This is a genomic window from Pedobacter sp. HMWF019, assembly GCF_003061025.1.
GTDB lineage: Bacteria > Bacteroidota > Bacteroidia > Sphingobacteriales > Sphingobacteriaceae > Pedobacter.
Genome location: NZ_QAIL01000040.1, coordinates 1 through 12,492, shown reverse-complemented (window position 1 = coordinate 12,492; position 12,492 = coordinate 1). Strand labels below are relative to the sequence as shown.

Annotated in this window: 11 protein-coding genes; 6 read left to right on the top strand and 5 right to left on the bottom strand. The window is 43.6% G+C overall.

What is annotated here, in order from left to right; all coding sequences use genetic code 11:
- Positions 1–2: 2 nt before the first annotated feature.
- Both DBR11_RS02730 and DBR11_RS02725 read left to right on the top strand, forming a co-directional pair.
- Positions 3–1,550 carry a DHA2 family efflux MFS transporter permease subunit gene (locus DBR11_RS02730; RefSeq protein WP_108550081.1) on the top strand — a complete coding sequence of 516 codons (1,548 nt, stop codon included), beginning with the start codon at positions 3–5 and terminating at the stop codon, positions 1,548–1,550.
- A gap of 306 nt (positions 1,551–1,856) precedes the next feature.
- Positions 1,857–4,448 carry a phosphoenolpyruvate carboxylase gene (locus tag DBR11_RS02725; protein WP_108550080.1) on the top strand — a complete coding sequence of 864 codons (2,592 nt, stop codon included), beginning with the start codon at positions 1,857–1,859 and terminating at the stop codon, positions 4,446–4,448.
- Between the two features lie 61 nt (positions 4,449–4,509).
- Here DBR11_RS02725 and DBR11_RS02720 read toward each other — a convergent pair whose 3' ends face one another.
- Together DBR11_RS02720 and DBR11_RS02715 are read right to left on the bottom strand one after the other, a co-directional pair.
- Positions 4,510–5,094, bottom strand: a complete 585-nt coding sequence (locus DBR11_RS02720; protein ID WP_108550079.1) for a carboxymuconolactone decarboxylase family protein — start codon at positions 5,092–5,094, stop codon at positions 4,510–4,512.
- Positions 5,095–5,171: 77 nt separating this feature from the next.
- The gene (locus DBR11_RS02715) at positions 5,172–5,717 is read right to left on the bottom strand and encodes a peroxiredoxin (protein ID WP_108550078.1); all 546 of its coding nucleotides are present in this window, start codon (positions 5,715–5,717) and stop codon (positions 5,172–5,174) included.
- 237 nt (positions 5,718–5,954) lie between these two features.
- Here DBR11_RS02715 and DBR11_RS02710 point away from each other — a divergent pair, with 237 nt between their 5' ends.
- Positions 5,955–7,358, top strand: coding sequence for an aldehyde dehydrogenase family protein (locus DBR11_RS02710; protein WP_108550077.1), 1,404 nt, complete (start codon positions 5,955–5,957; stop codon positions 7,356–7,358).
- Between the two features lie 4 nt (positions 7,359–7,362).
- Here the strand turns inward: DBR11_RS02710 and ygiD are convergent, their stop codons facing one another.
- Positions 7,363–8,190 (bottom strand): 4,5-DOPA dioxygenase extradiol, encoded by an 828-nt coding sequence (gene ygiD / locus DBR11_RS02705; RefSeq protein ID WP_108550076.1) that lies wholly within the window; start codon positions 8,188–8,190, stop codon positions 7,363–7,365.
- A 109-nt stretch (positions 8,191–8,299) separates the two neighbouring features.
- Here ygiD and DBR11_RS02700 point away from each other — a divergent pair, with 109 nt between their 5' ends.
- Genes DBR11_RS02700 through DBR11_RS02690 form a run of 3 tightly spaced genes read left to right on the top strand, consistent with a single transcriptional unit; the run spans position 8,300 to position 10,830 of the window.
- Entirely contained in the window at positions 8,300–9,028 is a 729-nt protein-coding gene (locus DBR11_RS02700; RefSeq protein ID WP_108550075.1) for a peptidylprolyl isomerase, read from the top strand.
- Positions 9,025–9,795, top strand: a complete 771-nt coding sequence (locus tag DBR11_RS02695) for an exodeoxyribonuclease III (RefSeq protein ID WP_108550074.1) — start codon at positions 9,025–9,027, stop codon at positions 9,793–9,795. Before DBR11_RS02700 ends, DBR11_RS02695 begins: the two co-directional genes overlap by 4 nt.
- 60 nt (positions 9,796–9,855) lie before the next feature.
- Positions 9,856–10,830, top strand: a complete 975-nt coding sequence (locus tag DBR11_RS02690) for a formimidoylglutamase (RefSeq protein WP_108550073.1) — start codon at positions 9,856–9,858, stop codon at positions 10,828–10,830.
- Here the strand turns inward: DBR11_RS02690 and DBR11_RS02685 are convergent.
- Positions 10,815–11,378: a 5-formyltetrahydrofolate cyclo-ligase gene (locus tag DBR11_RS02685; RefSeq protein ID WP_108550072.1), complete on the bottom strand. Its 564-nt coding sequence runs from the start codon at positions 11,376–11,378 to the stop codon at positions 10,815–10,817. The genes DBR11_RS02690 and DBR11_RS02685 overlap by 16 nt on opposite strands.
- Positions 11,379–11,753: 375 nt before the next feature.
- Positions 11,754–12,314, bottom strand: coding sequence for an elongation factor P (gene efp / locus DBR11_RS02680; protein WP_108550071.1), 561 nt, complete (start codon positions 12,312–12,314; stop codon positions 11,754–11,756).
- Positions 12,315–12,492 lie beyond the last annotated feature (178 nt).

Here is a 12,492-nt window from a genome sequence, read left to right as displayed (position 1 = left end):
AAATGGCCGAGCAAGGTTTAAAAAAGTGGATCATTACCTTTACGGTGATCACAGCCTCCCTTTTGGAGCTGATTGATACCACCATCGTAAACGTAGCGTTGCCACAGATACAAGGTAACCTGGGCGCAACCCTGGAGGATGTCGCCTGGTTATCTACTGGTTATGCCGTAGCGAACGTTATCGTGCTCCCTATGTCGGGATGGCTCGGTAGCCGCTTCGGTCGAAAAAATTATTTCCTGACTTCCATTATCCTGTTTACGATTGCCTCCTTCCTTTGCGGAAATGCAACATCACTGGGAGAACTGGTTATGTTCAGAATCCTTCAGGGAATCGCCGGTGGAGGTCTGATCTCTACCGCACAAGCCATTCTAATTGAGACCTGGCCGAGAGAAGATATTGGTATCGCAACAGCATTATTTGGTTTAGGCGCTGTTGTTGGGCCAACTGTAGGACCAACAATTGGTGGTTATATTTTAGATATCAGTTCATGGCCCTGGATATTTTACGTAAATATTCCAGTCGGGATTCTCGCAGCCTACTGTACCTACACCTATATAAAGAAGACGCCAAGAGATGGCCAGGGCCAACCGGTAGACTGGTGGGGCATTGCGCTACTGGCCATTGCAGTAGGTAGTCTTCAAACCGTTTTGGAAAAAGGAGAAAGTGAAGACTGGTTTTCAACACCTTACATCACTGTATTGGCTGTAACATCCGTTTTTGGGCTCTTGTTGTTCATCTGGAGAGAAATGTCTACAGACCATCCCATTGTGAATTTCAAGATCATGAGGCATAGGAGCTTCTCCATAGGGATGTTTACCTCCTTTATCCTGGGTTTTGGTCTATACGGATCTGTATTTGTATTCCCGGTATTCTGTCAGAATTTGCTGGGCTTTTCTCCCCTGCAAACGGGTGAATTGCTGTTCCCGGGTGGTCTTTGTACCATCGTTATGATGCCTTTTATTGGGATTTTCCTCAAAAAAGGGATTCCAGCTCAGTTTATGGCCTCCATGGGGATGTTTCTGTTCTTTGTTTTCTGCAGCATGCTAAGCAAATCGACCCTGGCTTCAGGAACCGGTGATTTCTTTCTGCCCTTAATCATAAGAGGTATTGGAATGGCTCTGCTATTTGTCCCTTTAACCACACTGGCGATACAGGACTTAAAAGGCGCAGAGGTCGGACAAGGATCCGGTTTGAACAATATGATGAGACAATTGGGTGGATCCTTCGGTATTGCAGCGCTAACCACGCTGATCCATACCCGTCAAGGCTTTCACCGGAGCAACTTGCTCACCAATATCAACGACTACAATCCTGCTTTTACAACAAGATTCAATGCCTACATCAGTAATTTCGTAGCCAAAGGCTATAATTTACTCGATGCAAAGGCAATGGCCATAAGAGCAATCGATGGTACCGTGACCAAGCAGGCCCTGCTCCTTACTTACAGTGATGCATACTGGGTCGTAGGATTGATTCTTCTATGTTCCATTCCACTGGTCTTCTTACAGAAGTTCAAGAAAAATGTAGAGATTCCTGCAGACGTACACTAAAAACAAAAAAGCCGTTAAGAAAACTTAACGGCTTTTTTATGACCAAAAAATTAACAATTAAAACCTGCATTCACATCTGATGCGATCAAGCAGGCACATACGTTTAAAAGATTTAATTTAACCTTTAATAGAAGCAAGTTAATTTATTTTTTCATTAGTACAAAATCTGCTACTCCCCATTTATTCTTATCGGCTTGTGCAGTGCAACACCTGATGGTTTAAATTTTTCCAAATAATATTTTGTCAGCATACCCCGTATGTGAATCATTTTTGCTAGATTAAGCGCGAAAAAAATAGCCGTTAATCATGATGCAGAAACAAAAAGCTACAGGGCAAAAAGAATCCATCTTTAACAACGAAGTTGTATCGAGGTTCGAACTGTACAATAGCTTATTCCTAACCCTTCCATTTTACAAAGTAAAAGACACCGGCACCCTTCTTCCGCTTTTTATTAAGCATTGTGAAGACGGCGTAAAAGCCCGGGAAAATTCAGGACAAATCATCAGGAGCTTTTTTGATAAGTACACCCAAAACAACAGCGAAAAGGATGTAATAGATCTTTTGTTCCGGTTTATCCAGTACATTGAACGTCAGGTCGTTCTTTTTGACGCCGTAGAGGATGCCTCTTTTAACAAGCTCAACACCATGGACGATCAAAGTTCTCTTCATTCGTATCTGTCCAAGGGTGTAGACAATGAGGTTCTGAGCCATAAAATCGAGAAGCTGATTGAGGAATTCTCCCTGAGACTGGTATTAACCGCACATCCCACTCAATTTTACCCTGGCAGCGTTTTGTCCATCATTACAGACCTTACAGCTGCCATTAAGATAAATGATGTACTAAGCATCAATCAACTGTTACAGCAATTAGGAAAGACCCCTTTCTTCAATAAAAAATCCCCTACCCCGGTTGACGAGGCCTTAAGCCTGGCCTGGTATATGGAAAATGTCTTTTATTTTGCCGCGGCACAGATCCAGTCGGAAGTGGACCAGAGCCTGAATGAATTTCAGCTGGAATCTAAAAAGATCATTGAACTTGGCTTCTGGCCGGGTGGTGACCGCGACGGAAACCCGAATGTACACGCACAAGACACTATACAAGTAGCCAAAATGCTTCGCCAGATTCTGTTCCGCTGCTATTACAGGGATTTCAGGAACCTGAAGCGCAGAATTACCTTCAGGGGCGTCGAAGATACCATTGCCGTTGTACAGGAAGTCCTATATCAGAATGCTTTTGACAACAATATAGAAGCCAAAAACATCGCAGCAGAACTCCAGTCCCACCTGAACAACATCAAAACCACCCTTATCAAGGACCATGATGGCTTGTTTGTAGACCTGGTAGATGATTTAATCCGCAAGGTGAACCTTTATGGCTGCCATTTTGCTTCGCTTGATATCCGCCAGGACAGCCGTGTACTACGGGACGTACATGCCTTTTGCCGTCAAAGCAAACCCATCATTTCTCTCTTCCCGGAAAACTATGAGGGATTATCTGAAACAGAAAAGATCAAAATTCTTTCTTTTAAAAGCGCAAAGGTGATTTATCCCGAGCAGTCCGATGAACTGATCAACGACACCCTGCAAACCATTTCCGAGATCAGGGAAATCCAGACCAGCAATGGAGAACTGGCCTGTCACCGTTTCATCATCAGCAATTGCCAGCAGGCCAGCGACATCCTTCAATTGGTTGAACTGTTCCTTTGGAACGGCTGGAATGAAGATAACCTGACTATAGATTTTGTTCCCTTATTTGAAACAGTAAATGACCTGGAGGGTGCTTCACAAATTATGGAGACCCTGTATACCCATCCATTTTATAGAAAACATCTGGAAAAAAGAGGCAACAAACAAGACATCATGCTCGGCTTCTCAGACAGCACCAAGGACGGCGGCTATTTAATGGCCAACTGGTCCATTTTTAACGCCAAGGTAGCCCTGACCAAAACCTCAGATGAACACAACATTAAGCTGGCCTTTTTTGATGGCAGAGGTGGTCCACCAGCAAGAGGCGGAGGTAAAACCCACCGTTTTTATGCTTCTATGGGCAAAGAAATTGCCAATAAAAATATCCAGCTGACCATACAGGGTCAAACCATCAGCTCACAATACGGCTCTATAGACAGTGCAGAATTTAATATAGCCCAGCTGATCAATGCGGGTATTTCGGCAGGGATTAGAGAAAAGCACAACATCCTGCTTGATCCCATACATAAAGACATCCTGGATGTGATGGCTAATGAAAGCTATGAAGCCTTTGTTGCGCTGCGCAACCACCCATTGTTTTTACGCTATCTTGAGAAATTCTCCCCGCTCACCCTGTTGTCCAAGATCAACATCAGCAGCCGGCCGGTAAAGAGAAACTCAGGGGGCCCGTTAAAGCTCGAAGATCTGAGGGCGATCAGCTTTGTAACCGCATGGAGCCAGCTCAAACAAAACATCCCTGGTTTTTATGGAATAGGAACGGCATTAAAAAGTCAGGAGGAAAAAGGCAACTGGGAAAACGTACACCAAACCTATCACCAGTCTGGCTATTTCAAAACAATCATTGACAACTGTATGATGTCAATGAGCAAATCCGATTTTGCCATTACCGCACATTTCGCAAATGATCAGGAATTTGGTCCATTCTGGAAAACCCTCCATGAGGAATTTGAGCTTTCTAAGGCCATGCTTTTAAAATTATCAGACCACAGTGTCTTGATGGAGAATTATCCTGTTGAGCGGCGTTCTATTGCCGTTAGAGAGAAAATTGTATTGCCTTTGGTATTGATCCAGCATTATGCCCTGGGACATCTCGGCAATGAAGACCTTGCAGAAGATAAACGGCAGGCTTATGAAAAATTGGCCATCAGGACCGTTTACGGTATCGTCAATGCCGGCCGTAACCTTGCTTAAAGTAAAATAAAGCCATAAAAAAAGCGAAGCTGTTGCTTCGCTTTTTTTATATAAACAGGCCTTAGTAAATGATCTTTCCAGCAGAGGTTACAATTGAAGCGATCCTCACCGCGTCAAAGATCCTTTCTTCGGTTGCACCCAATCCAAGAATCGACTTCTCATGGGCATTCACACACATTTCGCAGCCATTCACTGCAGAAACGGCAATACTCATCAATTCAAAGAATTCTTTTCCTGTTACCGGACTGCTCATCAATTGCATCCTTACCCGGGCCGGAATTTGCGTATACTTCTCTTTCCCTGTAAAATGACGGAAACGATAGAATACATTGTTTAAGGCCAGCAAAGAAGCACAACCTGCTGCTTCTGCAATTTCTTCTGCCGTCGCTTCTTTAGAAAGCGCCAGTTTTTCATAAAATTCAGTTAAAACCTTATTGTTGTTATTGATAGCAATACTTAAAGCCACTAAAGCACATTCTTTCTCCGTTAAATGATTAGAAGTAAAGGTACTTGTAAAGTTTAATTTAAGATCGCGGGCATACCTGGAGTTCCCTTTTTCTAAAAGATACAGGCTCTCATTTCTGTAATCTGCTTCAAGGCCTACAACAGCCAGTATTTCCTGGATAGTTTCTGTGATTTCACTCATGGTAATATTCAAATATTAGGATAAAAAAAATCCCTGCAAAAATGCATTTACAGGGATAATTAGATTAAAAGGGAAGCTTATGCACTTAAAGTTTCCTGACCTTTTTCCCAGTTACAAGGGCAAAGTTCGTCAGTTTGCAAAGCATCCAGCACTCTGATTACTTCTTTTACGTTACGTCCAACACTTAAATCGTTTACACATACCCAGCGTACGATACCCTGAGGATCGATAATGAAAGTTGCACGGTAAGCAATTTTTTCGTTCGGTTCTAAAATATCCAAAGCTTCAGCTAAAGATTTAGAAGTATCCGCCAGCATAGGGAATTTTAAACCACGTAAATCATCATGGTTATTTCTCCAGGCAAGGTGAACAAATTCAGAATCAGTAGATGCGCCAATCAGTTTAGTATCACGGTCACGGAATTCGCTGTAGTTGTTGTTAAATTCGGCGATCTCTGTAGGGCAAACAAAAGTAAAATCTTTTGGCCACCAGAACAGGCAAGTCCATTCGTTGTTATCGTTAATTAAAGAATCAGAAGTAATTGTTTCGAACTCTTTACCTTTCTCTAAACTTACAACGGCTGTTTTGGAAAATGATGGAAATTGTTGACCTATGTTTATCATAATTTTATGTTTTTTTTCTTGGTGCAAAGGTACGGCTATCCCAGAGAATTACCAACCATCCGAAGGTAATTATACATACTAAATCTCGATACACCCATAGACAAAAACTATATCCAATGCCATTGGAGGACCGAAAATTCATTCATTTCATTCTATCTCCTGCTTTGCTTCCCCGATTCTTCAGAATAAGCTTTGCATTTTGTATATTTAAGATCCATCACGCTTAGCAAACAAGTCATGATACACAAGTTCAATGCTATTTTTGACGCTCAGCAAAAAAACCAATATGCAGTCCGCCTAAGCACGGCCGCAGAAAGGATACAAAAATTAAATGCCCTTAAAAGCTGCATAGAAGCCCATGAAAACGACATCTATGAAGCCCTGCATACGGATCTTCGAAAAAACAAATTTGAATCTGCTGTTACAGAAGTCCTTTTCATCTATAGTGAAATAGACTTTACCATTAAGAATCTATCTGGGTGGATGAAGCCACAACATGCAGCCAGAAACATCAGCAACCTGCTGGCAAAAAACAGAATCTATTATGAGCCAAAAGGCGTTTGCCTCATTATCGCACCCTGGAATTACCCTTTCCAGCTTGTCATGAGCCCGCTCATCTCTGCCGTCGCTGCCGGAAACTGTGCCATGATCAAGCCGTCGGAATACAGTTCGGCCACCAGCAGCCTCTTATTCCGGCTATTGGAAAAAACATTCGAAGAACAGGAAATTGCCTGTATTGAAGGCGATGCAAGCGTTTCTGCAAGCCTGTTAAAACTTCCCTTCGATCATATTTTCTTCACTGGCAGTACCGCTGTTGGGAAAATTGTTATGGAAGCCGCATCCAAACACCTCAGCTCCGTTACCCTAGAACTTGGAGGCAAATCACCAGTCATTATAGATGAAACCACAAATATATCAAAAGCAGCAGAAAAAATTGCCTGGGGGAAACTCATCAATGCCGGGCAAACCTGCATTGCCCCGGATTATGCCCTGATTCAGGCCTCCAAAATGGACGAATTTACAGATGCCTATAAAAAGGCCGTTGTAGAAATGTTCTTTGACAAAACCGACAAACGACTTGATTTTAAATCTTTTGCCAAAATCATAAACCAGAAACATTACGACCGTATTCAGGGCTTGATCAAAGAAGCAATAGACCGAGGAGCAAAAATCCTCTGGGGTGGCCCTTCCAACCTATTGCACCAGACCATCCATCCAACCTTGCTCGGGTACCTGCCCGAAAATTGCACCATCATGGAAGAGGAAATCTTTGGACCGGTGCTCCCTCTGATCCCTTACACCAACCTGGAAGAAGCAATTGGACTGATCAAACGAAAGAATAAGCCGCTTGCACTGTATATTTTCAGTGAAGATCAATCTCATATCCGCCAAATCCTCAAAAACACCAGCTCCGGTGGAGCCTGTATCAACGACGTACTCATTCACATCTCTAACCCCAACCTACCTTTTGGAGGCGTAAATCAAAGCGGAATGGGCAGCTCACATGGATTTTTTGGATTTAAAACCTTTTCCCACGAAAGAGCGGTTGTTTTCCAATCAGACATCAATGCCGCAAGTCTGGTCTACCCGCCGTATAAAAAAAAGCAATGGATACTGCAGCTGCTTAAAAAACTCATGTAAACCCTTAACCAACCCGAACCGAGGTCATCGTTAAAGAGCCTCCAACAGCTTTATCGTTAAACAAAAGTACCGGCTCATCATCTTGCTTTAAACCCAGCGTATACATCAGCGGAAGATAATGCTCAGGTGTTGGAATGGCCAGCATGGCCTCTTTTCCCAGGCTTTGATAATTCATCAAAGGCCGGTGCTCATTGTTCAGGATCAGTTCCTTAAATTTCTCGTTGATCTCCAACGCCCAGTCGTAACCACCACCATGGATCATCTCCCAACTCATCATGCGAAGATTGTGAACCATATTCCCGCTTCCCAGGATCAAAACGCCCTTCTTCCTCAACTTAAATAATTCTGCAGCCAGCTCGTAATGGAACCTGGCGTCCCGGGTATAATCTATACTCAACTGCAAAACAGGAATCTGTGCCTGCGGATACATATGCTTCACTACGGTCCATGCCCCATGATCCAAACCCCATTCATGATCCAGATGAACCTCTGTCCCCTTTACCAATGCAGCTGTTTCAGCAGCCAAGTCAGGACTGCCGGGCGCCGGATACTCCACATCGAACAATGCCTGCGGAAAGCCGCCAAAATCATGTATGGTTGGCGGAAAATCCATTGCGGTCACAAAAGTTCCCCGGGTAAACCAATGCGCAGAAACGACCAGAACAGCACTGGGCTGCGGAATATCCTTTGCGATATCCACCCATTTTCGACTGAACTCATTATCTTCTATCCCATTCATCGGAGAACCATGTCCGATAAAAAGAACCGGCATCGTATACCCCTGCTCGGGAAGGCTTGCTGTAAGTGTTTTTAGATCTGATAAGTTTGACATATCGTCCTCCTTGTTGTATACAAATTTACCTTTTTATGTCTTCGGCCCTGTTGATGTATGGTAAGAAATTAATGGGATTTAGCTAAATTAGCACAAAATTAACTTTCGTATGAAATACCTGTTTTCCATCTTCCTCTCCCTGTTTATCCTTTCTGCCCAGGCCAAAAAGCCTAAGCACCAATACATCAGGGTGTCAACGGAAATGGGCGAATGCATCATCCAGCTTTACAATGAGACCCCATTACACCGAGACAACTTCATCAAGCTCACCAAAGCCGGTTTTTACAACAATACCCTGTTCCATCGGGTCATCAAAGACTTCATGATCCAGGGAGGTGACCCCGACTCTAAAAAAGCGGAGGCAGGTAAGCTGCTTGGTGAAGGCGATGTGGGATATACCATACCTGCAGAATTCAGAGACAGTCTGTTTCATAAAAAAGGTGTATTGGCAGCCGCCAGGGACGATAACCCGCAGAAAGCTTCCAGCGGATGTCAGTTCTACATTGTACAAGGCAAAAAATTTACCGATGAACAGCTCGATGCCCTGGAAACTAACCGCCTTCATTTCAAATTGCCACAATGGCAAAGGGAAATCTATAAAACGATAGGCGGCACCCCTCATCTGGATCGCAATTATACCGCCTATGGCGAGGTAGTGCAAGGAATAGAACTGGTCGATCTGATCGCTTCCAGTCCAACCGATTCGAACAACCGTCCATTAAAAGATATCAAAATGACCGTAATCCTGCTTAAAAAACGGGCAGCAAAAAAATTGGAAAAAATGCTGGCCAAACAAACACAAATACAGGAAACGCATAAATACAGCACCCCATTATGAAGATCATATCCTACAACATCAACGGCATCCGCGCCGCAGCCACAAAAAACTTTCTGGACTGGTTAAAAAATGAAAACCCAGATATGGTCTGCCTGCAGGAAGTAAAGGCACTGCCAGCACAAATTCCCGACATTATAGCTGTTCTTGAACAACTGGGTTACCACAACTACTGGTTCCCTGCAGAAAAAAAAGGATACAGCGGCGTAGCCATCTTTAGTAAAATCAAACCCATTCATATAGAATACGGATGTGGAGAAGAGTGGATCGATAAAGAAGGACGTGTTTTAAGGGCCGACTTTGACACTTTTTCCCTGATGAGTGTCTATTTGCCATCCGGATCCAGCGGAGAAGACAGGCAGGCTAAAAAGTATGAATTCATGAAATTTTTCGACACCTATACAGAAAATCTCCGCATCACTTGTCCCAACCTGATCATCTCTGGCGATTACAACATCTGTCACACCGCCATAGACATCCACAATCCAAAAACCAATGCCAATTCCTCCGGTTTCCTTCCGGAAGAACGCGAGTGGATGGAATTGTTCCTCAACAACGGCTTTATTGATACCTTCCGGCATTTCAATAAAGATCCCCACCATTATACCTGGTGGAGTTTCCGGGCCAACTCCAGGGCAAAGAACCTTGGCTGGCGTATCGATTACCACCTGGCTACAAAACCAATGCTAGACCGCTTAAAACAGGTCAGAATCCTGCCCGATGCGGTCCATTCCGATCACTGTCCGGTCTTGTTGGAACTCAATGCCTAAACCAGTAAAAAACATTAGAATTGCACAAATAAAGAAATAACACACCCTAAATCATATCACATGGAAGGACTAAAACTGTATTCCCCTGCCGATATACTGGCACTCACCCGTCAGCGCGAAGGAGAAGTCAAATTAGGAGAAAAAGTGCAAACCCTCTCCAGCCTGAACGACCTGAAGCAATCCAGTGCCCCATTTGTCTTGCTGGGTATCCCAGAAGACATTGGAGTGCGCGCCAATTACGGTATTGCCGGAACAGCAAGCGCCTGGGAAGCCAGCCTGAGGTCCCTCCTTAATATCCAAAGCAATTCTTTTCTAAACGGAGCAGAACTTCTCGTTCTGGGCCATTTTAAGTTTAAAGACCCAAAAGAAACCGATCCGGCTGCCCTCAGCAAAAAAGTAGAAGCTATAGACGACCTGGTCTACCCAGTGATCCAAAAGATCATTGAGGCTGGAAAAACACCAATCGTCATCGGTGGTGGCCACAACAATGCCTATCCCATCATCAAGGGCGTTTCTCAAGCCAAAGGCAAAGAAATAGATGTCGTAAATATCGATGCACACGCCGATCTGCGTGAAACGAATGGCCGGCACAGCGGAAATGGCTTCAGTTATGCCATCAAAGACAACTACCTAAAAAACTATAGCATTTTTGGGCTCCACGAAAACTACAACAACCATCATGTCCTCCAGCAAATCAAAGAAAATCCACACATCAACTGCATTTATTTCGATGAGCTCATCAAAACCAAGGACAGAACCCAGCTGCTCCATAATTTTGTTCAACCCCTGGATTACAACCTTGGCCTGGAAATAGACCTGGACAGTATAGAGAATGTACTTTCCAGTGCCTCCACCCCCTCAGGTTTTACCCTGAACGACATGAGAAGATTAGTCCTCAACGGCAAGAAAAAATTCCATTACCTCCACCTATGTGAAGGCGCAATAGAGCTCAGCGATGGAAGAAAAGACCCCAATACCGCAAAAACGATCGTTTATCTGATCACCGACTTTATCAAGGCTCAGCTAAACCTGTAAACCCGATCCGGAGTCAAACAAATATCCATACGAATATCAAATGCATTAACGTCGGCAATCTCCCCAACAGGTCCAAAAAGAGAGATTCCGACTTTTTTTGTCTCTAAACCCTCCAGAAAACGGTCATAAAAGCCCTTCCCATAACCCACGCGATAACCCCGGAGATCAAAAGCCAGGAGCGGAATCAGCACCATATCCACCTTACCCAAATAAACCTCCCCATCAACCGGTTCCAATATCCCATAAAAACTCTCCACAAGCCCTTCAGCCCCCCTATAAACATAGTTCGTCATCAAAGACGACCCAAAGTCTGCCCGCGGTACAATAACGCGCACAGCAGGATAATTTTGCGCCAACCAATCAATAAAAAGAAATGTATCCGGTTCCCCTTTACGTTCCATTGGCAAAAAAACATGAACCACCTCCACACCAGAAAAATCCATCAAAGCAAACTGCTCCAGCAACCCCATACTCTGCAACTTTAGCGCATCCTTCGACAACATCTTCCTTTCCTGAAGCGCCATCTTTCTAATCTCAGATTTCGTCATCAAAACAAAGATAATTATTAAGCCAACCAACAACAACCCTGTACTCTAAACTCACCCCAACCCTAAACCTATGGCACCAACCCTAACTCCCCACGACTCCATACAATCCCTGCTCAAACTCAAACCTCTGCATCATACCCGGTCCCCCCATCAATCACCGAACCTACCTCTTTTTGCGGCTACCCCTGCACCCAAAAAAATAATTCTGCAGAGGAGGCCTCAGCTTCGAGGCGGGCCGCGCAGCGCCCCAAAGAAACGTTAGTCTCCGAGAGCAAATTAATTTTCCCCCACAAAAAACCGCATAAAAAAAGAAGGCTTCGGGAACCACTCCGAAGCCTCAATCAACCTAAACCTAAAACTAAACTATGAAAATTCTTATTTTACTCTTTCAACGTAATCACCTGTACGTGTATCAATCTTAACCTTATCGCCCTGATTGATAAACATCGGCACTTTTATTTCAACCCCGGTCTCCACAGTTGCATATTTCAACGCATTTGTAGAAGTATCGCCCTTAACAGCAGGCTCCGAGTACGTAATCTCTAATTCAACATGAGAAGGTGTCTGTGCCATAATTGGCTCATCGCTTTCAAACGCAATGATCACATTCATTCCTTCTTTCAAAAACCGAACACTTTTACCAAACAATATCTTTGGTATGTTAAACTGTTCGTAAGTACTGTTATCCATCACCACCAATGCATCCCCATCTTCATACAAGTACTGGTAATCACTGGTTTCAACGCGGCAAATCTCTACTTCCTCATCCACACGAAATCTGTATTCAACCAGTTTCCCGGATTTCACATTTCTCATTCTTGCCTGATAAAAAGCCCGTAAATTTCCGGGGGTACGATGAAGGAACTCCTCTACCTGTACCAATTCTCCGTTAAACCGAAGGATGTTTCCACTTTTTACTTCTGATGCTTTTGCCATTTTTCTTTGAAATTGTGCCTGTTACCCTGCCCGATTTCGTGCCGCAAAGGTAAAGACTATTTTTTAATTGTACAATAGTAATTTTAAAATTTATTTTTAATGCTGATTTAGCGCCTGTTCCTCTATATTTCGTGACATTTTCATTATAAAAGCAATTATAAGTTAAGCCGTTTTATAA

Coding starts and splice junctions, on each gene's coding strand:
- DBR11_RS02730 (WP_108550081.1), top strand. CDS start 3: ATGGCCGAGCAAGGTTTAAAAAAGTGGATCATTACCTTTACGGTGATC.
- DBR11_RS02725 (WP_108550080.1), top strand. CDS start 1,857: ATGATGCAGAAACAAAAAGCTACAGGGCAAAAAGAATCCATCTTTAAC.
- DBR11_RS02720 (WP_108550079.1), bottom strand. CDS start 5,094: ATGAGTGAAATCACAGAAACTATCCAGGAAATACTGGCTGTTGTAGGC.
- DBR11_RS02715 (WP_108550078.1), bottom strand. CDS start 5,717: ATGATAAACATAGGTCAACAATTTCCATCATTTTCCAAAACAGCCGTT.
- DBR11_RS02710 (WP_108550077.1), top strand. CDS start 5,955: ATGATACACAAGTTCAATGCTATTTTTGACGCTCAGCAAAAAAACCAA.
- ygiD (WP_108550076.1), bottom strand. CDS start 8,190: ATGTCAAACTTATCAGATCTAAAAACACTTACAGCAAGCCTTCCCGAG.
- DBR11_RS02700 (WP_108550075.1), top strand. CDS start 8,300: ATGAAATACCTGTTTTCCATCTTCCTCTCCCTGTTTATCCTTTCTGCC.
- DBR11_RS02695 (WP_108550074.1), top strand. CDS start 9,025: ATGAAGATCATATCCTACAACATCAACGGCATCCGCGCCGCAGCCACA.
- DBR11_RS02690 (WP_108550073.1), top strand. CDS start 9,856: ATGGAAGGACTAAAACTGTATTCCCCTGCCGATATACTGGCACTCACC.
- DBR11_RS02685 (WP_108550072.1), bottom strand. CDS start 11,378: ATGACGAAATCTGAGATTAGAAAGATGGCGCTTCAGGAAAGGAAGATG.
- efp (WP_108550071.1), bottom strand. CDS start 12,314: ATGGCAAAAGCATCAGAAGTAAAAAGTGGAAACATCCTTCGGTTTAAC.